Annotated in this window: 18 protein-coding genes; 7 read left to right on the top strand and 11 right to left on the bottom strand. The window is 76.8% G+C overall.

What is annotated here, in order from left to right:
* Positions 1-56 precede the first annotated feature (56 nt).
* A complete protein-coding gene (locus tag D0Z06_RS20580; protein WP_117379410.1) occupies positions 57-800 on the top strand; it encodes an SDR family oxidoreductase in 744 nt (247 codons plus the stop codon).
* A gap of 96 nt (positions 801-896) precedes the next feature.
* Here the strand turns inward: D0Z06_RS20580 and D0Z06_RS20575 are convergent, their stop codons facing one another.
* Entirely contained in the window at positions 897-1,784 is an 888-nt protein-coding gene (locus tag D0Z06_RS20575) for a universal stress protein (protein ID WP_117379409.1), read from the bottom strand.
* A gap of 138 nt (positions 1,785-1,922) precedes the next feature.
* The gene (locus D0Z06_RS20570; RefSeq protein WP_117379408.1) at positions 1,923-2,369 is read right to left on the bottom strand and encodes a pyridoxamine 5'-phosphate oxidase family protein; all 447 of its coding nucleotides are present in this window, start codon (positions 2,367-2,369) and stop codon (positions 1,923-1,925) included.
* Positions 2,370-2,486: 117 nt separating this feature from the next.
* On the opposite strand from D0Z06_RS20570, the gene D0Z06_RS20565 reads away from it, so the two are divergent.
* A complete protein-coding gene (locus D0Z06_RS20565) occupies positions 2,487-3,494 on the top strand; it encodes an Acg family FMN-binding oxidoreductase (protein ID WP_117379407.1) in 1,008 nt (335 codons plus the stop codon).
* 13 nt (positions 3,495-3,507) lie between these two features.
* Here the strand turns inward: D0Z06_RS20565 and D0Z06_RS20560 are convergent, their stop codons facing one another.
* From D0Z06_RS20560 to malQ, 4 genes are all read right to left on the bottom strand, one after another.
* Complete coding sequence (locus tag D0Z06_RS20560; protein WP_117379406.1) at positions 3,508-4,347, bottom strand: DUF998 domain-containing protein; 840 nt, start codon at positions 4,345-4,347, stop codon at positions 3,508-3,510.
* Between the two features lie 93 nt (positions 4,348-4,440).
* A complete protein-coding gene (locus D0Z06_RS20555) occupies positions 4,441-4,641 on the bottom strand; it encodes a hypothetical protein (RefSeq protein ID WP_117379405.1) in 201 nt (66 codons plus the stop codon).
* A gap of 92 nt (positions 4,642-4,733) precedes the next feature.
* Complete coding sequence (locus D0Z06_RS20550; RefSeq protein ID WP_233517847.1) at positions 4,734-5,042, bottom strand: hypothetical protein; 309 nt, start codon at positions 5,040-5,042, stop codon at positions 4,734-4,736.
* 46 nt (positions 5,043-5,088) lie between these two features.
* Positions 5,089-6,921, bottom strand: coding sequence for a 4-alpha-glucanotransferase (gene malQ / locus D0Z06_RS20545; protein ID WP_233517852.1), 1,833 nt, complete (start codon positions 6,919-6,921; stop codon positions 5,089-5,091).
* Between the two features lie 117 nt (positions 6,922-7,038).
* Here malQ and D0Z06_RS20540 point away from each other — a divergent pair, with 117 nt between their 5' ends.
* The 4 genes from D0Z06_RS20540 to D0Z06_RS26515 all read left to right on the top strand — a co-directional run bounded on the left by D0Z06_RS20540 (position 7,039) and on the right by D0Z06_RS26515 (position 11,321).
* Complete coding sequence (locus tag D0Z06_RS20540; RefSeq protein WP_117379402.1) at positions 7,039-7,677, top strand: hypothetical protein; 639 nt, start codon at positions 7,039-7,041, stop codon at positions 7,675-7,677.
* A gap of 91 nt (positions 7,678-7,768) precedes the next feature.
* On the top strand, positions 7,769-8,818 hold the full coding sequence (locus D0Z06_RS20535) for a TIGR03885 family FMN-dependent LLM class oxidoreductase (protein WP_117379401.1): 1,050 nt from the start codon (positions 7,769-7,771) through the stop codon (positions 8,816-8,818).
* 13 nt (positions 8,819-8,831) lie between these two features.
* Positions 8,832-10,505 (top strand): alpha-amylase family protein, encoded by a 1,674-nt coding sequence (locus tag D0Z06_RS20530; RefSeq protein WP_117379400.1) that lies wholly within the window; start codon positions 8,832-8,834, stop codon positions 10,503-10,505.
* Positions 10,506-11,003: 498 nt separating this feature from the next.
* Entirely contained in the window at positions 11,004-11,321 is a 318-nt protein-coding gene (locus tag D0Z06_RS26515; protein WP_233517846.1) for a hypothetical protein, read from the top strand.
* 25 nt (positions 11,322-11,346) lie between these two features.
* Here the strand turns inward: D0Z06_RS26515 and D0Z06_RS20520 are convergent, their stop codons facing one another.
* The 5 genes from D0Z06_RS20520 to D0Z06_RS20500 form a co-directional block, all read right to left on the bottom strand.
* Positions 11,347-12,120: a sulfite exporter TauE/SafE family protein gene (locus tag D0Z06_RS20520; protein WP_117379399.1), complete on the bottom strand. Its 774-nt coding sequence runs from the start codon at positions 12,118-12,120 to the stop codon at positions 11,347-11,349.
* Positions 12,117-12,863: a hypothetical protein gene (locus D0Z06_RS20515; RefSeq protein WP_117379398.1), complete on the bottom strand. Its 747-nt coding sequence runs from the start codon at positions 12,861-12,863 to the stop codon at positions 12,117-12,119. Before D0Z06_RS20515 ends, D0Z06_RS20520 begins: the two co-directional genes overlap by 4 nt.
* 34 nt (positions 12,864-12,897) lie before the next feature.
* On the bottom strand, positions 12,898-13,674 hold the full coding sequence (locus D0Z06_RS20510; protein WP_117379397.1) for a sulfite exporter TauE/SafE family protein: 777 nt from the start codon (positions 13,672-13,674) through the stop codon (positions 12,898-12,900).
* The gene (locus tag D0Z06_RS20505; RefSeq protein WP_199522443.1) at positions 13,671-13,934 is read right to left on the bottom strand and encodes a hypothetical protein; all 264 of its coding nucleotides are present in this window, start codon (positions 13,932-13,934) and stop codon (positions 13,671-13,673) included. Before D0Z06_RS20505 ends, D0Z06_RS20510 begins: the two co-directional genes overlap by 4 nt.
* Positions 13,935-14,041: 107 nt before the next feature.
* A complete protein-coding gene (locus D0Z06_RS20500; RefSeq protein WP_117379396.1) occupies positions 14,042-16,600 on the bottom strand; it encodes a DEAD/DEAH box helicase in 2,559 nt (852 codons plus the stop codon).
* A 132-nt stretch (positions 16,601-16,732) separates the two neighbouring features.
* Between D0Z06_RS20500 and D0Z06_RS20495 the strand changes: the two genes are divergently transcribed.
* Complete coding sequence (locus tag D0Z06_RS20495) at positions 16,733-17,590, top strand: glucose 1-dehydrogenase (protein ID WP_233517845.1); 858 nt, start codon at positions 16,733-16,735, stop codon at positions 17,588-17,590.
* Positions 17,591-17,605 lie beyond the last annotated feature (15 nt).

Raw genomic sequence — 17,605 nt, 5'->3', positions numbered from 1 at the left:
GTCCGCGCCGCGCCGTCCGCGTGCCGAGGACGGACCGGTCCGGCCAGACTGCACCCATGGACGTTCTGGTGACAGGGGGTACCGGCCGCCTCGGCCGGCGGGTGGCCGAGCTGCTGGAGGCCCGCGGGGACCGGGTGCGGCGCATGTCGCGGCGCGGGGCCGGGCCGGGCGGCGTGCGCGGCGACCTGACCGGCGACCGGGACCTGCCGCAGGCGCTGGCCGGGGCCGAGGTGGTCGTGCACGCGGCCAGCGACCCCCGCGACGCCTGGCAGGCCGACGTCGCCGGTACCCGCCGGCTGCTGCAGGCGGCCGACCGGGAGCGGCTGCGGCACCTGGTGTACGTCTCCATCGTCGGGGTGGACCGGGTGCCCTACGGCTACTACCGGGCCAAGTTCGCCACCGAGCAGGTGCTGCTCGCCTCCGGGCTGCCGGTGACCCTGCTGCGGATCACCCAGTTCCACGACTTCGTCGACCAGCTGCTCGAGACCGCCCGCCGCGGGCCGGTCCTGCCGGTGCCCATGGGTTGGCGGGCCCAGCCGGTCGACGTCGGCGAGGCGGCCGCGCACACCGCCGAGGTGGCCGCGGCCGGGCCGGCGGGGGACGTCGTCGAGTACGCCGGCCCGGAGGTGCTCACCGCGGCGGAGATGGCGCGGGCCTGGGCGGCCGCCCGGGAACCCGGCGTGCACGTGGTGGCCACCCCGGTGCCCGGCCGGCTGTCGACGGCCTTCCGGGACGGCGGTGCGCTGCCGACCGGCGGTGCGCGGGGCCGGCGCACGTACGCCGAGCACCTCGCCGGCTGACCCGCCGAGCGGCCCCTCGACGCGCGGCCCCTCGACGCGCGGCCCCTCGACGCCGGGACGACCGCGACGCCGGTCACCGGCGGGCCGGCCGGGGCGTCAGGCCGGCGCGCCCGGCACCGGCGAGGACGGGACGACGAGCACCGGCCGGTGCGCGCAGTGCAGCAGCGCGGTCGGCACGCTGCCCACCAGGAGCTCGTGGCTGGCCGAGTGGCCGCGGCTGCCGACCACGACCACCGCGGCCCTGCGGGCGGCGGCGGTCTCGGCCAGCGTGGCCGCGGTGCCGCGGGCGCTGCCCGCCCGGCCCGAGCAGCGCACCCGGAGGACCCCCGGGTCCCCGGCGCCCTCCTCGGGGACACCGTCGCCCCCGGTGACCGTGACCAGCAGGTGCTCCCGGTCGGGCAGCAGGGCGCGGACCGCCGCGGCCGCCCGCTCGGCGCCGGGGGAGCCGTCGGTGCCGACCAGCACCGGTCCCTCGGCGGCGGCCGTCCACTCGGCGGTGGTCAGGGGGCGGGGGACGACGAGCACCGGCACGGGGCTGACCTGCACGACGAGCTCGGAGACGCTCCCCAGCGCGGCGCGCACGCCGCCGAGCCCGCGGGAGCCCACGACGACCAGGTCGGCGCCCAGCTCCTCCGCGGTCCGGGCGAACTGGTAGCCGTCGCCGCCGAAGGTGCGCCGCACCAGCGGCTCGGCGTCCCAGCCGGCCGCGCGGGCCAGGGCGACGCCGTTGCCGACCAGGCGCTCGGCCTCGGCCCGGCCCTCGGTCTCCAGCAGCCGGCCGAGCTCCTCGAGGCCGCGGGCCCGGCCGGCGAGCCGGGCGCGCAGCTCCGGGGAGGCGAAGGGCGGTTCCCACAGGTGCAGGACCGTCGCGTCGGCGGCGGGCAGCAGCTGCGCGGCGGCCTCGACGGCGTTGACCGCGCTGCGGGAACCGTCGTACCCGACGAGGACGCGGGGGGACCGGCCGGAGGGTGCGGGAGCGCTCATGCCGCGATGGTCGCAGACGCAGGGGGAGCCTCCCAGGCGCGTGCGGGGGTCGACGGGGGCCGGGGTGCCCTTGACACGGGGGAGCCGCTGCGGGATGTCGGCGCTCGTCGAGGACCGGTCGCCCGCACCGCGGGCACCTCAGAGGTACGCGCGCGGGTCCACCGCCGGGGGCAGCTCGCCGGGCACGATCCGCCGGCCGGAGATGTCGTGCGGCACGAGCCGCAGCCAGTGCCCGGTGTCCCCGGGCGCCCACGGCTCGACGCCCGTGCCGTGGGTGCGGGCGACCAGCTCGGCGCGGTGCTCCTCGCCCACCACCTCCGCCACGCCCCGCACCAGCACGCTCCACCCGGAGCGGGTGCTCCGGTCCACCTCGTCGACCTCGAAGGTGACGTTGGCGTGCTCCGCCGCGGCGAGCTTGGTGCCCACCCGGGTGCGGATGACGATCGTGGTCCCGTCCATGGCGAAGTTGACCGGGAAGATCAGCGGGTGGTGCTCGGCGTTGACCCCGAGCCGGCCGATCTCCTGGGTGGCCAGCAACCGGTAGCACTCCTCGGCGGGGATCGCCTCCAGGGCGGCGTCGGTCATGGGCCCATCGTGGCGCAGCGCGGGCCGCACGTGCAGCCCGCGCCGCCGATGGGGTAGGCAGGGGAGCGGAACCGCCGCGCGGGCCGCGCGGGGGCGAGGTCACGGAGGTCGGGCGAGATGGACGAGCAGGGCTGGACGGCGGTGGTGGCCTCGGCCATCCGCGCACCCTCGATCCACAACACGCAGCCCTGGCGGTTCACCGCCGGCCCCGACCGGCTGGACGTGCACCTCGACCGCGAGCGGGCGCTGCCGGTGCTCGACCCCACGTCCCGCCAGCAGGTGATCAGCTGCGGCGTGGCGGTCGAGTTCGCCGCGGTCGCCCTGGCCGCGGCGGGCCGGGCCACCGAGGTGGAGCTGGTCCCCGCCGGTGAGCGCTCCGACCACCTGGCCACCGTCCGGGTCACCGGGGAGCGCGAGGCGACCGAGGAGGACCGCGCCCTGCTCGCCGCGATCGAGCAGCGGCACACCGACCGGGCGCCGTTCCTGCCGCGGGCGCTCCCGGGGGCGCTGCTGGACCGGGTGCAGGCCGAGGCCGGCGGGCTCGGCGTGTGGGTCAAGCCGATCGACCGGTCGGAGGAGGAGGTCGCCACCGTCTTCCTGCTCTCGCGCGCCGAGGAGGTCGAGCAGGGCGACCCCGAGTACGTCGCCGAGCTGCAGCGCTGGCTGCGCACCGACGCGGCGGCCGAGGACGGCGTGCCGGTCGAGACGGTGCCCAGCGAGGACCCCGCCACGCGGCCGTCCAACTGGCTGATCCGCGACTTCGTGGTCGGCACCCGCGGGGTGCACGAGACCTTCCTGCCCGAGGGGGACCCCGCCGCGCCGCCGCCGGAGGTCGAGCGCCCGACGGTCGTGCTGCTGGGCACGGACGGCGACGACCGCACCGCCTGGCTGCTCGCCGGCCGGGCCCTCGGCCGGTTGCTGCTACGGGCCACGGTCGAGGGGGTCGCCGCCTCGCCGCTGACCCAGGCGCTGGACTGGCCGGCCACCCGCACCCGGCTGCGCAGCCGGCTCTCGCTGGTGGGCTACCCGCAGATGCTGCTGCGCCTGGGGTACCCCTCGGTGCCGGGCCAGGTCCACGCCGGCCGCCGGCCGGTGGCCGACGTCCTCCGGTTCACCCCGGCCTGAGCCCTCCGGGCGCTCACCGGCGCCGCGGCTGGGCCCAGGGGTCCTCGGGGTCGAAGTCGTCCTCGTCGGCCGTGTCCCCGGTGGCCGTGCTCCCGGTCGCCGTGCCCGGTGCCGGCCGCCGGCCGGCGGCCGCCTCCACGTCGGCGTCCCGGCCGGCGGCCGCCTCCAGGGCGGCGTCGCGCTCGCGGGCCCGCTCGGCCGCCGCCGCCCGCTCCTGGGCCCGCCGATCGCGGCGGCCCGGGCCCTGCGGACGCCGGCGCTCCCGCAGCCGCGGCAGCAGGGCGCCGGTGAGCGCCAGGCCCACCGGCAGCACGTAGGCCGCGACCCGCTCGGTGCCGCCCTCCCCGAGCAGCGCCACGACTCCGGCGACGAAGAACACGGTCGCGGCCGCGCCCAGCAGGCCGAGCACCGCCAGCGCGGTGCCGAGCGCCTCGGAGCGGGGGCGGACGGCGTAGGCGAGCGCGAGCAGGGCCAGCGCGCCGCCGACGAGGTACAGCCCGGCGCCGGCCTCGTGCACCGCCGCCTGGCCGTCCTGCGGGACGAGACCGACCACCGCCACCCCGACCGCGGCCGCGGCGAGGAACGCCGGTGCGATGCGGCCCCCGGCACCGAGGAGGAGGGGCCGCAGCAGCAGCGTCCCCGCGCCGATCAGCACGCCCTGCAGCACGAACGAGGCGTTCATCAGCCAGGCGGCGGGGGACAGGCCCGAGCCCAGCGTGCTGACGAGGTCGTCGGCGCGGGAGTAGGGGAGCTCCAGCTGCAGCTGCACCACCGTCTCGACGACGAAGAACTGCAGCGTCAGCAGCCAGGCGGCCGCGCCCCAGCGGTAGCGGGATGCACTCACACCGGCCATGGTCCCAGGCCGGCGTCCTCGGGCAGCCGGACGACGCCGGCCGCCCTCGCCGGGCCCGCCGCCAGCCCGCGAGGGGTGGGGACGGGGTCCTGCTCAGTCGGTGGCCTGGTGCTCCTCGGCGCCGGTCGGGTCCGCGTCGTCGGAGCCCACCGCCTGGCGCTCCTGCTCGGTGCGGTGCTGCAGCGCGTCGTCGCTGGGCCGGTCGTAGCCGCCGGCGTGCTGCTGGCGGTCGCGCGGCGCGGACTCGGTGGTGTCCATGACGTCGTCGAGGGTGGGGCGGTCGGGTTCGCTCACGGCTGGTCTCCGCTTCGTCGGGACGGTCTGCTGTCCCCCCCGGCCATAGCCAGCGCCGGGAGGGCGTAACCGGCGTGGCCCCGTCGGGCTGCTCACCGCTGCTCCAGCAGCGCCGCCGGCACCCAGGCCTCGACGAGCACCGGCCCGTGCGGCCCCGCGACGGCGTAGGCCACCCGGCCGTGCCAGCCGCGCGCCGCCTGCCGCCACTCGACCAGGAGACCGGGCCACACGCCGGGGGCGCCGGGTGGGTCGTGCACCCAGCAGTGCCGGCCGCGCGGCTGCGCCGTCCCCGCCCCGCGCGCCGGCGGCGGTGGGTGCGCGGGGGGTGGGGCGACCCCGGAGCGGGCCGCGCGCTCCTCGAGGGACCGCCCGGACCGCCCCGGGTGCATGCCGCCAGCCACGGCCGGAGTGTCGCACGGATCCGAACGCGTGTTCGACCCCGCGGGGTCAGGAGCCGCGGACGGCGTCCCCGAGGGTGCGGGCCACGGTCTGCACCAGGTCGTGCCCGGGCAGGTCCTCCAGGGGCACCGGCAGCGGCAGCGACCAGTTCGGCCGCTCCGTCGTGCCCGGGAGGTTCGGCCGGCGGCGCCCGGCCAGGGCGTCCTCCAGGGTCGCCGTCAGCATCCGGCAGGGCGCCTGGGCGAGCAGCTCGTGGGCCCGCCGCACCACCGTCTCGGGCCGGGCGTTGCGCCGGACCCCGGGCAGCTTGGCCAGCAGCGCCTCCCGCCCCTGCTCGAGCTCCTCGTCGGTGCCGGTGCCCAGCGCGCGCTGCTCCTCGAGGTCGGCGCCGGTCCAGAGCCCGGCCACGGTGGGCAGGTCGTGCGTGGTGACCGCCGCCATGGCCTCCGCCGTCCAGCCGGCCGGGGCCTCCTCCTCGAACCAGAGCAGCCGGTAGCCGAGCACCCCGTGCTCGGCGAGGGCCTCGCGGACGCCCTCCTCGACCGTGCCGAGGTCCTCCCCGACGACGACCGCCTGCGCCCGGTGGCTCTCCAGCGCGACGATGTCGAGCAGGTCCTCGGCCGGGTAGCGCACGTAGGCCCCGTCGGCGGCGCTGCCGCCGGCGGGCACCCACCACAGCCGGAACAGCCCCATGACGTGGTCGATGCGCAGGCCGCCGGCGCCGGCCATGGTGGCGCGGATCGACTGGACGAACGGCTCGTAGCCGGCCAGGCGCAGACGCCAGGGCACCAGCGGCGGGGAGCCCCAGTCCTGGCCCTGGGCGTTGAACGCGTCGGGCGGGGCACCCACCGTCGCGCCCTGGGCCAGGACGTCCTGCCAGGTCCACGCGTCCGCACCGCCGCCGGCCACCCCGATCGGCAGGTCCTGCACCACCGTGGTGCCGGCCGTGGCCGCCTCGAGCTGGCGGTGCACCGCCCACTGCAGCCAGGCGTGGAAGGCGACGTCCCGCTCGTGCTCGGCCACGAACCGGCCGACCGCCTCGCTGCGCGGGTCGCGCAGCTCCTCGGGCCAGGCGTGCCAGTCACCGCCGTGGACGTCGACCAGCGCGCACCAGGTCGCCCAGTCCTGCAGCGGCTGCCCCTGGTGCCACCACCACTCGGGGAAGGCGGCGTCGTCGCGGCCGGTGGCGTCGAAGACCCGCCGCAGGACGGTGCGCTTGTGCGCCCACACCGCGTCCCGGTCGATGAGCTCGCCGTCGTTGAGCGCCCGCCCGGCCGCCTCGTCGAGGTCGACCGCGTCGGCGCCGGGCACCTCCTCGACCCGCAGGTACAGCGGGTTGCGGAACCGGCGGGTGGCCGGCAGGTACGGGCTGGCCTCCTGGCCGGGCGTCGGGGCCACGCCGTGCAGCGGGTTGACCATGAGGAAGCCGGCGCCCTGCTCCCGGGCCATCTCCCGGACGGCCCGCAGGTCGGCGAGGTCGCCGATGCCCCGGCTGGCCCGGCTCCGGGTGGCGTAGAGCTGCACCGCCCAGCCCCAGACGCGGCCGTCCGGGGGCTCCCAGCACCGGCCGGGGGAGACGATCAGCCGCCGCTCCGGGCCGTGCTCCGGGCGCAGCCGGTGGTAGCCGAGCGGGAAGTCCTCCGGCAGCTCGCCGTCGACGTGGCGGGTGGAACCGTCCTCGAGCACCACCTCGGCCCGGTCGACCTCGAGCGCGTCACCGGGCCGGGCGACGATCGGGGCACGGTCCTCCAGGTCCTCCGGAGGGGCGCCGATCACCTCCCGCAGCCGGTCGACGGTGGCCGGGGCGACCTCCTGCTCCTCGTCCGCGGCGTCGATCCAGGTGGCGTCGACGCCCCATGCGTCGGTCGTCGGGGTGCGCATCACGCCCCGATACTCCCCAGCCCGGCCCGCGCGCACACCGGAGGGCGGGCGTGGTGTCGGCGACGTCCCCGCGGGCGGGGGCTGCCCGGCCGGGCGGGGCCGGGGCACACTCCCCGCGTGGTCACCTGGCTGCTGGTCCACCCGCCGCTGCTCGGTCCGGCCGTCCTGCGGCCGCTCGCCGACGAGCTGCGCGCCCGCGGCGCGACGGTCGCGGTGCCGGACCTCCGCGGTGCGGTGCGGACGGCGCAGGGCTGGCCGCGGCGCTGGGTGGACGGCGCGGCGCGGGCCGGTCCCGCCGAGGTGGTGGTCGGGTTCTCGGGCGCGGGGATCACGCTGCCCGCCGTCGCCGCGGCCGTGCGGGCCCGCCGGGTGGTGTGGCTGGACGCGGTCCTGGCCGACGGCACGTGGCCGGAGGAGGTCCGGCGGCTGGTGGCTCCCCTGGTGCGGGACGGCCGGATCGCCGACTGGACGACCTGGTGGGGGCCGGACGCGATGACCGGGCTGCTGCCCGACGAGCGGCTGCGGGCCGCGGTGCTGGCCGAGGGGCACGAGCTGCCGGTCGACTTCTTCGACGTCCCCGTGCCGGTCCCGCCGGGCCGGCCGGACGCCGGCGCCCGGTACGTGCACCTGTCCCCGGCCTACGACGGGGACGCGGCGGCGGCGCGGGGCCGCGGGTGGCCGGTGGCCGGCGACGGGACGGGGGAGCACCTCGACGTGGCCAACCACCCCCGCCGGGTCGCCGACCTCCTCGGGTGAACGCCGGTCCCGGGTGGCCGCGGCCCCTTGCGGATCGGGCGGGGCCGGAACGCGGAGGTAGAGCGCCCGTCCCGGGGGTAGAGGGGCGCCCATGACGGTGATCGGGTTCCACAACTCCCACGAGCAGGTGCACCCCGCCGAGCTGCTGCGCGCGGTCCAGCACGCCGAGGAGGTCGGCTTCACCGCGGCGATGTGCTCCGACCACCTCGAGCCCTGGAGCGAGCGGCAGGGGCAGTCCGGGTTCGCGTGGTCGTGGCTCGGCGCCGCGCTGGCCACCACCGGCCTGCCGTTCGGTGCGGTCAACGCCCCCGGGCAGCGCTACCACCCGGTGATCGTCGCCCAGGCCGTCGCCACGCTCGGGGCCATGTTCCCCGGTCGCTTCTGGGTGGCCCTCGGCAGCGGGGAAGCCATGAACGAGCACGTCACCGGTCACGTGTGGCCGCGCAAGGACCTCCGGGACGCCCGGCTGCGGGAGTGCGTCGACGTCATCCGCGCGCTGCTGGCCGGCGAGGAGGTCAGCCACGAGGGCCTGGTGACCGTCGACCGCGCCCGCATCTGGACCCTCCCCGAGCGCCAGCCGGCCCTCATCGCCCCGGCGGTCACCGCGCGCACCGCCCGCCGGCACGCCGAGTGGGCCGACGGCCTGGTCACCATCAACCAGCCGCACGAGACCCTGCGGGAGGTGGTCGACGCCTACCGGGACGCCGGGGGCAAGGGCACCCTCACGATCCAGGTGCACGTCTGCTGGGACCCCGACCCGGACCGCGCGGTCGCCGTCGCCTTCGACCAGTGGCGCAGCAACGTCTTCCCGCCGCCGCTGTGCTGGGACCTCGACACCACCCGGGCCTTCGACCAGGCGAGCGCCCACGTGACCCCCGAGGCGGTCGGGCAGGCGGTGCGCGTCTCCGCCGACCTCGACCAGCACGCCGCGTGGATCGACGAGTACGTGCAGCTCGGCTTCGACCAGGTCTACCTGCACCACGTCGGCAAGGAGCAGCTGCCCTTCCTCGACGCCTTCGGGGCCCGCGTGCTCCCGCAGCTGGACGTCACCCGGCCGGAGCCCGCGGTGGCGATCGACCCGCCCGGGCCGGAGGAGCCGCTGCGCCCGCACCAGCCGCCGCAGCCCGCCGTCCTGCACTGAGGGGAGCCGACCCGTGCGGATCACCGACACCGCCGACCTGTGGTGGAAGACGGCCGTCGTCTACTGCCTGGACGTCGAGACCTACCTGGACTGGAACGGCGACGGCTGCGGCGACTTCGCCGGCCTCGCCCAGCGCATCGACCACCTCGCCGACCTCGGCGTGACCTGCCTGTGGCTGATGCCCTTCTACCCGACCGCCGAGCGCGACGACGGCTACGACATCACCGACTTCTACGGCGTCGACCCGCGGCTGGGCACCCACGGCGACCTGGTCGAGGCCATCCGGACGGCGAACGACCGGGGCATGCGGGTGATCGCCGACCTGGTGGTCAACCACACCTCGATCCAGCACCCGTGGTTCCAGCAGGCCCGCCGCAGCAAGGACGACCCGCTGCACGACTGGTACGTGTGGCGGGACGACGAGCCGCCGGACACCTCCGACCAGGTCGTCTTCCCCGACCAGGAGGACAGCACCTGGACCCGGAACGAGGCCACGGGGGAGTGGTACCTGCACCGCTTCTACAAGGAGCAGCCCGACCTGAACGTGGCCAACCCGCGCGTCCGGGACGAGATCGCCAAGATCATGGGCTTCTGGCTGCAGCTCGGGCTGTCGGGCTTCCGCGTCGACGCCGTCCCCTTCTTCCTGGAGACCCAGCCCGACGACGCCGAGCGCTTCCCGGAGCCGCACGCCTACCTGCGGGCGCTGCGCCGGTTCCTCGGCCGCCGCACCGGCGACGGCATCCTGCTTGGCGAGGTGAACCTGCCGCACGAGCAGCAGGTCGACTTCTTCGGCGGCGCCGACGGCGACGAACTCACCATGCTCTTCGACTTCGTCGGCATGCAGGCGCTCTACCTCTCCCTGGCCCGCGCCGACGCCGGCCCGCTGACCACGGCGCTCACCGAGCGGCCGGCGGTCAACCCCGACAGCCAGTGGGCCACCTTCGTCCGCAACCACGACGAGCTCACCCTCGACAAGCTCTCCGACGACGAGCGCGCGGAGGTCTTCGCCGCCTTCGGGCCGGAGGAGCGCATGCAGGTCTACGGCCGCGGCCTGCGCCGCCGGCTGCCGCCGATGCTCGACGGCGACCCGCGGCGGGTGCGCCTGGTCTACAGCCTGCTGTTCTCGCTCCCGGGCACGCCGGTGCTCTTCTACGGCGAGGAGATCGGCATGGGGGAGGACCTCGACGCGTCCGGCCGGCTCGCCGTCCGCACGCCCATGCAGTGGACCTCGGGCCGCCACGGCGGCTTCTCCACCGTCGAGGACGCCGGCGCGCTGCCCGGCCCGGTCGTCGACGGCGGCTTCGCGCCGGAGTTCGTCAACGTCGCCGACCAGCGGCACGACCCGGACTCGCTGCTGTCGTTCATGAAGCTGCTGATCCGCCGGTACCGGGAGTCCCCGGAGCTGGGCTGGGGCGCCTACTCCGTCCTGGAGCAGCCGCACGCCCAGGTGCTGGCGCACCGGTGCACCTGGGACGAGGGCGCCCTGGTGGCCGTGCACAACCTCGGTGCCGAGCCGGTCACCGTGCCGGTCCGGCTCGACGACTGCGGCACGGAGCACCGGCTGGTGGACCTGCTGCAGCCCGGCGAGGAGGAGCTGGACGACGAGGGGCGGGCCGACCTGGCCCTCGACGGCTACGGGTACCGCTGGTTGCGGGTGGTCGCCCCCGGCAGCCGCCGCCTGGTCTGAGGGAGGGCCCTCCTGCCCCCCACCACTCGCAGGCCCGCGGCGGGACCCTGCAGGAGGGCCGGCGTGTCGACAGGTCGACATGCCGACACCCCGGGCGGAGGTCCCCGGGACCGTCGGTCCCGCCGCCTAGCGTGGCCGGCGATGCCCGAGTCGCCGACGCCCGAGCCGTCCTCCCCGCAGCCGTCCCCGGGGCCGCCGCCGACCGCGACCCTGCCGGCCCCGCCGCAGGCCACCGGTCCGGTGCCCTCCGTGCCGCCCCCGGCGCCCAGGCCCGCCGGGCCGTCGGCGGCAGGGTCCTCACCTGCCGGCGCGCCGCCCGCCGCTCCGGAGGAGGGGTCCCCGGCCGGGGCCACCGCCGCCTCCGGGTCCCGCGGCACGCCCGCGCCGCCCGAGGCCGCGCCGCCCGGCGCCGCCCCGCCCGCGGAGGGGCACCAGCCGACCGCGCCGGTCACCGGCCGGCCCCGGGTCCGCCCGCGTCGGCCGAGCCCGCTCACCCGGATGGGGCCGTGGGCGCCGGTGGCCGGGGCGCTGGCCGGCCTGGTGGCCGGCCTGGTCGTCGTCCTGCTGCTGGCCGGGGTCGCCGAGGGCTTCGCAGCGCGGCTGGCCCTGGTCTTCGTGACGGTGGGCCTGTCCCTGCTCGGCGCGGCCACCGTGCTGCTGGCCGACGAGGTCCGGCTGCTGCGCCGCTCCCGCGAGCTCCCGGTGCGCCCGGCGTCGGTGGAGGCCACCGCCGGCCTGCTCAACGGGCTGACGCCGGCGCGGCTGCTGCTCGCCGCGTCCGCCTTCGTGCTCTTCCTGGCCGCCTACGTGAGCTGATCCCCCGCCGGTGCGCCGACCGGCGTCAGGTGTAGGCCTGTGCCGCGAGGTGCACGGCCAGGCCCAGCCCGGCCAGCGCGATCACCCGACGCAGCGCGGTCTGCGGGGCCCTGCGCACGACGCCCGGGCCGAGCCGGCCGCCGAGGAACAGGCCGAGGGCCAGCGGCAGCGCCGCAGCCCAGGCCACCGAGGTGAAGAGCACGTAGCCCAGCGCGGCCACGGCGTTGGCCACCCCGAGGACGGCGTTCTTCAGCGCGTTGCCCCGGGGCAGGCCCTCGCCGGTGCTGAGCAGGTACATGGCCAGCATGAGCACGCCGGCCGCGGCGCCGAAGTAGCCGCCGTACACCGCGATCGCCATGGTGCCCAGCGGCAGCCACCACGGGTCCCGGTGCGGGTGGGCGGCCTGCTCGGCGGCCCCCTCCGCGGCGAGGTCCCGGGGCGGGCGCTGGACCAGGATGGCCACCGACGCGGCCGCGATCAGCCACGGCACGATCCGCTCGAACGCCTCGCCGGGGGTGAGCAGCAGCAGCACCGCGCCGGCGACCCCGCCGAGGACGGCGGCCGCGGCCAGCGGCAGCAGCCGCCGTCCCTGGCCGGTCAGCTCCGGGCGGGAGGCGCTCACCGACCCCACGCTGTTGAGCACCAGGGCGACGGTGTTGGTCACGTTGGCGGTGATCGGCGGCAGCCCGGTCGCCAGCAGGGCCGGGTAGCTGACCAGCGAGGCGAGCCCGGCGATGCTCCCGGTGAGGCCGGCGGCGAGCCCGGCCAGCACGAGCAGGCCGAACTCCAGGGGCGTCACCCCAGGTCGTCGTCGGGCACGGGTGCCGCGGCGAGGTCCTGCGGGGAGAGGCGGCCGGAGACGATGTCCTCGGCGATGTCGTCGACCACGCGGCCGCTGGTCAGGGCGGCGGCCTGCATGGTGGCGATCGCATCGGGCCCGTCCAGGTCGCAGGCGACCCCGATGAGGCCCATGGCCTGCCACACCCGCGCCCGGCGGCGGGCGTCGGGACCCTCGAGCCAGCCGCTGCCGTCGTCCGGGAAGTCGGGGCCGCGGACGGCCACCGCCAGCTCCTGCGTGGTGGCGGTGGCGATGGTGCGCACCTCCTCGCGGTCCAGCCGCTGCAGGCCCTCCGGCTCGTGGGCGTAGAGGTCGAGCACCACGAGCGGGCCCAGCGGCGGCGGCAGCGACACCGAGAGGACGGCGCGGAACGGGGTCGCCTGCGACAGCGCCGCCCACAGCTCGGGCCAGTTGTGCTCGATGTCCTCGGGGTCGAAAGTGACGGTGTCGCCCATGTCGTGCGCGCGCAGGCACGGGCCGTCGCCGAGGGTGAACTGCAGCCGCTCGGCGTGCGCGATCAGCTCGTCGCTGGCGCCGATCGGGGTGCGCAGGGCACCGACGTGCAGGCTCAGGCCCGCTCCGTCGACCGGCAGGGCGGCGGCGGCGGCGCGGGCCAGGCGGGAGGGCAGCAGCTCGGGCCGGGCGAGCTCGGGCGGGACGGTGCGGAGGGCGTCGTCGAAGCGTTCGGCGGCCGGACTCGTCATGCCGACAGCATGCAGCGCCCGGACCCCCCTGTGCTCACCGGGTGAGCAGCACCGCGACGGCCGCGCAGCCGAGGACGACGATCGCCGCCCGCAGCACCGGGGACGGCAGCCGGCGCCCGAAGCGGGCCCCGAGGTACCCGCCGGCCAGCGAGCCCGCCGCCACGAGGCCGGCCGCCGCCCAGTGCACCCGCTCGGTGGCCACCACCACGTAGGCGCCGGCCGCCACGGTGTTGACCGTGAGGGTGAGCACGTTCTTCAGCGCGTTGAGCCGCTGCAGCGACTCCCGCACCAGCAGCCCGAAGACGCCGACCTGCAGCACGCCCTGGCTGGCGGCGAAGTAGCCGCCGTAGCTGCCGGTCGCGTAGGCCCCGGCCAGCAGGGCGAGCAGCCGGCCGCGGCCCAGCGGCCGCGGCGCGTCGTCCGCCCGGCTCCGGGCCAGCGCCCGCTGCACCAGCGGTTGCACGGCGACCAGCACCACGGCCAGCCCCACCAGCGCCGGCACCACCGCCTCGAACGCCGACGCCGGCAGGTGCAGCAGCAGGAACGCGCCGGTCAGCGCGCCGAGCACCGAGGCCGGCAGGAGGCGCAGCACCAGGCCGCCCTGCCCGGCCAGCTCCCGCCGGTAGCCGAGGGAACCGGTCAGGCTGCCCGGGACCAGGCCGAGGGAGTTGCTCACCGTCGCGGTCACCGGCGGCAGGCCGACCGCGAGCAGGACGGGGAAGGTGACCAGCGTGCCGGAGCCGACCACGGCGTTGATGGCGCCGGCGGCCAGGCCCGCCGCGGCCACGGCCGCGGCCTCGAGCGGGGTCACGCGAGCGCCGCGACCCGGCCCAGCGTCTCCGCGTCCAGCGGCCGGTCGGCGTACACCAGCCGCACCGCGCCCGGATCGGGGTTGCCGGCGTCCGGGCCGCGCCACACCGGCGTCAGGCCGGCCCGCTCGGCCCGGCCGCGCGACCGGGCGTTGTGCTCGAGCAGGCAGGCCACCACCGGCCGGTCGGGGTCGACCGCCCGGGCGGCGTGCAGCGCGGCGGTGCGGACGTGCCCCAGGTCGCCGCCCCCGTCCGTGATCATGGGGTTCTCGCCCGCGACACGGGACGACACGCCGACGGCACCGGCCGGGTGCCCATGATCACGGCCGGGTCCGGGTCCCGGGCGGGGATCGCCGGTCGGCCCGCCGCTCAGGTCCACGCGGCATCCCGGCGGCCGGCGTCGACGACGCGCAGCACCAGCGCGCCCTCGTCGTCCGAGGCGGCGAGGTCCACCTCGGCGTCGATGCCCCAGTCGTGGTCGCCGGCCGGGTCGTCGACGATCTGGCGCACCCGCCACACCCCGGGTGTGCCCCGGTCCCAGACGAGCAGCGCGGGGCCGCGGGCGTCGGCGCCGGTGCGCACCTCCTCGTGCTCGGCGAAGTACGCCTGCACCACCCCGCCCCAGCGGTCGGCGTCCCAGCCCGAGCCGGCGTCGAGCTCGCCGAGGTCGTACCAGCGCCGCCGGGCCCACAGCTGCACCCGGTGGAACAGCGCGTTGCGCACCATCGCGGTGAAGGCCCGCTCGTTGCCGGTCAGCGGGCGCGGCCGGGCGGGGACGGCGACCGGCTCGTCGGCGGGGCGGTCCGGGTCGGTCAGCGCCTCCCACTCGTCGAGCAGGGAGGAGTCGACCTGGCGGACCAGCTCGCCGAGCCACTCCACGAGGTCGGTGACCTCCTCGGTGCGCGCGGCCGCCGGGACGCCGGAGCGCAGCGCCTTGTAGGCGTCGGAGAGGTAGCGCAGCACCGCCCCCTCCGCGCGGGTCAGCCCGTAGGTGCCGACCAGCTCCCGGAAGGTGAGGGCGCGCTCCCACATGTCCCGGACGACGGACTTCGGCGACGGGTGGGCATCGGCCGCCCACGGGTTGCCGCGCACGTACACCTCGAAGGCGTGCTCGAGCAGCTCCTCCAGCGGCCGGGGGTAGGAGACCTCCTCGAGCAGCTCCATGCGCTCCTCGTACTCGATGCCCTCGGCCTTCATCTGCGCCACGGCCTCGCCCCTGGCATTGTTGAGCTGGGCGGCCAGGACCTGCCGCGGGTCGTCGAGCGTGGACTCGATGACGCTCACGACGTCGAGGGCGTAGGTCTCCGAGGCGGGGTCGAGCAGCTCGATGGCGGCCAGCGCGAACGTCGACAGCGGCTGGTTGAGCGCGAAGTCCGGGGGTAGGTCGACCGTCAGGCGGTAGCGCCGGCCGTCGGCGTCCGGCCCGGGCAGCCGCTCCACCACGCCGGCCTGCAGCAGGGAGCGGGCGATGCCGATCGCCTCGCGGACGTGGCGCAGCTGCCGCTTGCGCGGCTCGTGGTTCTCGGTGAGCAGCCGCCGCATCGCGGCGACCGGGTCGCCGGGCCGGTCGACGACGTCGAGCAGCATCGCCGTGGTCACCCGCATGTTGCTCACCAGCGGCTCGGGCTCGGCGTCGATCAGCCGGCGCATCGTGGCCTCGCTCCACGGCACCATGCCCTCGGGGGCCTTCTTCCGCACCAGCTTCCGGCGCTTCTTGGGGTCGTCGGCGACCTTTGCGAACTGCTTGAGGTTCTCCACCTCGTGCTCGGGCGCCTGGACGACGACGGTGCCGGCGGTGTCGAAGCCCGCGCGCCCGGCCCGCCCGGCGATCTGGTGGAACTCCCGGGCGGACAGCAGCCGGGTGCGCGAGCCGTCGTACTTGGACAGCGCGGAGAACACCACGGTGCGGATCGGGACGTTGATGCCCACGCCGAGGGTGTCGGTGCCGCAGATGACCTTGAGCAGCCCGGCCTGGGCCAGCTGCTCCACCAGCCGCCGGTACTTGGGGAGCATCCCGGCGTGGTGGACCCCGATGCCGTGGCGGACCAGCCGCGAGAGCGTCGTCCCGAAGGCGGAGGAGAACCGGAACCCGCCGATCATGTCGGCGATCGCGGCCTTCTCCTCCTTCGTGCAGACGTTGACGCTCATCAGCGCCTGGGCGCGCTCCAGCGCCGAGGCCTGGGTGAAGTGGACGACGTAGACCGGCGCCTGCCGGGTGTCCAGCAGCTCCTGGATCGTCTCGTGCACCGGCGTGGTCGCGTAGTAGTGGTGCAGCGGCACCGGGCGCTCGGCGGTGGCCACCAGCGCGGTGGGCCGGCCGGTGCGGCGGGTGAGGTCCTCGCGCAGCGCGGTGGTGTCACCGAGGGTGGCGCTCATCAGCAGGAACTGGGCCCGTGGCAGCTCCAGCAGCGGCACCTGCCAGGCCCAGCCGCGGTCCGGGTCGCCGTAGAAGTGGAACTCGTCCATGACGACGAGGCCGATCTCGGCGTCCGCCCCCTCGCGCAGCGCGATGTTGGCCAGCACCTCGGCGGTGCAGGCGATGACCGGCGCGTCCCGGTTGACCGCGGCGTCGCCGGTGAGCATGCCGACGTTCGCCGCGCCGAAGACCCCGCACAGCGCGAAGAACTTCTCGCTGACCAGCGCCTTGATCGGCGCGGTGTAGAAGCTGCGGCGGCCGGCGGCCAGGGCGGCGTACTGCGCGCCGGTGGCCACCAGCGACTTGCCGGAGCCCGTCGGCGTGGCGAGGACGACGTTCGCCCCGCTCACCACCTCGATCAGCGCGTCCTCCTGGTGCGGGTACAGCGGCGTGCCGTTGCCCTCGGCCCAGGTGGCGACGTCGGTGAAGAGGGTGTCGGGGTCGGCCGCCCGGGACCGCAGCGCGTCGAGGTCGGCCGGGCCGGCGAGGAGGGGAGGGGCGGTGGCGGTCATCGTGAGGGACAGCGTGCCCGACGCCCCGTCCCTTCCCGGTGACAGGGCTCCCGCCCCCGGGAGGGTTCGGGTTCCGGTCGGCCCCGCACGGGTAGGCGCGGGGCGTACCGACCGGCACCCCAGGAGGACGACGTGTCCGAGCCCCGCCCGGAATCCCAGCCCGAGCAGCAGCAGACCCCGCCCGGCACGCTCGGGGAGATGGACCCCAGGCCCGACCACGGCGAGGAGAGCTACCGCGGGTCGGGGCGGCTCGCCGGCAAGGCCGCGGTCATCACCGGCGGCGACAGCGGCATCGGCCGCGCGGTGGCGATCGCCTTCGCGCGCGAGGGCGCCGACGTGCTCATCGCCTACCTCGACGAGCACGAGGACGCGCGGGAGACCGCCAAGCTCGTCGAGGAGGCCGGCCGGACCTGCGTGCTCGTCCCCGGGGACCTCGCCGACCGCGCCCACCAGAAGACCGTCGTCCCGAAGGCCGTCGAGGCGTTCGGGAAGGTCGACGTCCTGGTCAACAACGCGGCGTTCCAGATGAGCCACGAGTCCCTCGACGAGATCTCCGACGAGGAGTGGGACCACACGCTCGCGCTCAACCTGACCGCGATGTTCACCCTCTGCCGGGACGTGCTGCCGCACATGCCCCCGGGCGGGTCGATCATCAACTCCTCGTCGGTCAACTCCGACAACCCGAGCCCGACCCTCGCGCCGTACGCGATGACCAAGGCCGGCATCGCCAACTTCTCGGCCAGCCTCGCCCAGCTGCTGGCCGAGAAGGGCATCCGGGTCAACAGCGTCGCCCCCGGGCCGGTGTGGACCCCGCTGATCCCCTCGACGATGCCGGAGGAGAAGGTGGCGAGCTTCGGCGGGAACACCCCGCTGGGCCGGGCCGGGCAGCCGGCCGAGCTCGCGCCGGTGTACGTGCTGCTGGCCAGCGACGAGGCGTCCTACGTCTCGGGCGCGCGGGTCGCGGTCACCGGGGGCCGCCCCATCCTGTGACCCCGTCGACCCGGT

It is taken from the genome of Geodermatophilus marinus, assembly GCF_003428645.1.
Classification (GTDB): domain Bacteria; phylum Actinomycetota; class Actinomycetes; order Mycobacteriales; family Geodermatophilaceae; genus Geodermatophilus.
The sequence above is the reverse complement of the archived record's forward strand: the minus strand, read 5'-3'. Positions and strand labels throughout refer to the sequence as shown.

What these genes read in the sequence shown, in the direction of transcription:
- D0Z06_RS20580 (WP_117379410.1), top strand. Translation starts at nt 57, where the DNA reads ATGGACGTTCTGGTGACAGGGGGTACCGGCCGCCTCGGCCGGCGGGTG.
- D0Z06_RS20575 (WP_117379409.1), bottom strand. Translation starts at nt 1,784, where the DNA reads ATGAGCGCTCCCGCACCCTCCGGCCGGTCCCCCCGCGTCCTCGTCGGG.
- D0Z06_RS20570 (WP_117379408.1), bottom strand. Translation starts at nt 2,369, where the DNA reads ATGACCGACGCCGCCCTGGAGGCGATCCCCGCCGAGGAGTGCTACCGG.
- D0Z06_RS20565 (WP_117379407.1), top strand. Translation starts at nt 2,487, where the DNA reads ATGGACGAGCAGGGCTGGACGGCGGTGGTGGCCTCGGCCATCCGCGCA.
- D0Z06_RS20560 (WP_117379406.1), bottom strand. Translation starts at nt 4,347, where the DNA reads ATGGCCGGTGTGAGTGCATCCCGCTACCGCTGGGGCGCGGCCGCCTGG.
- malQ (WP_233517852.1), bottom strand. Translation starts at nt 6,921, where the DNA reads ATGCGCACCCCGACGACCGACGCATGGGGCGTCGACGCCACCTGGATC.
- D0Z06_RS20535 (WP_117379401.1), top strand. Translation starts at nt 7,769, where the DNA reads ATGACGGTGATCGGGTTCCACAACTCCCACGAGCAGGTGCACCCCGCC.
- D0Z06_RS26515 (WP_233517846.1), top strand. Translation starts at nt 11,004, where the DNA reads ATGGGGCCGTGGGCGCCGGTGGCCGGGGCGCTGGCCGGCCTGGTGGCC.
- D0Z06_RS20515 (WP_117379398.1), bottom strand. Translation starts at nt 12,863, where the DNA reads ATGACGAGTCCGGCCGCCGAACGCTTCGACGACGCCCTCCGCACCGTC.
- D0Z06_RS20505 (WP_199522443.1), bottom strand. Translation starts at nt 13,934, where the DNA reads ATGATCACGGACGGGGGCGGCGACCTGGGGCACGTCCGCACCGCCGCG.
- D0Z06_RS20500 (WP_117379396.1), bottom strand. Translation starts at nt 16,600, where the DNA reads ATGACCGCCACCGCCCCTCCCCTCCTCGCCGGCCCGGCCGACCTCGAC.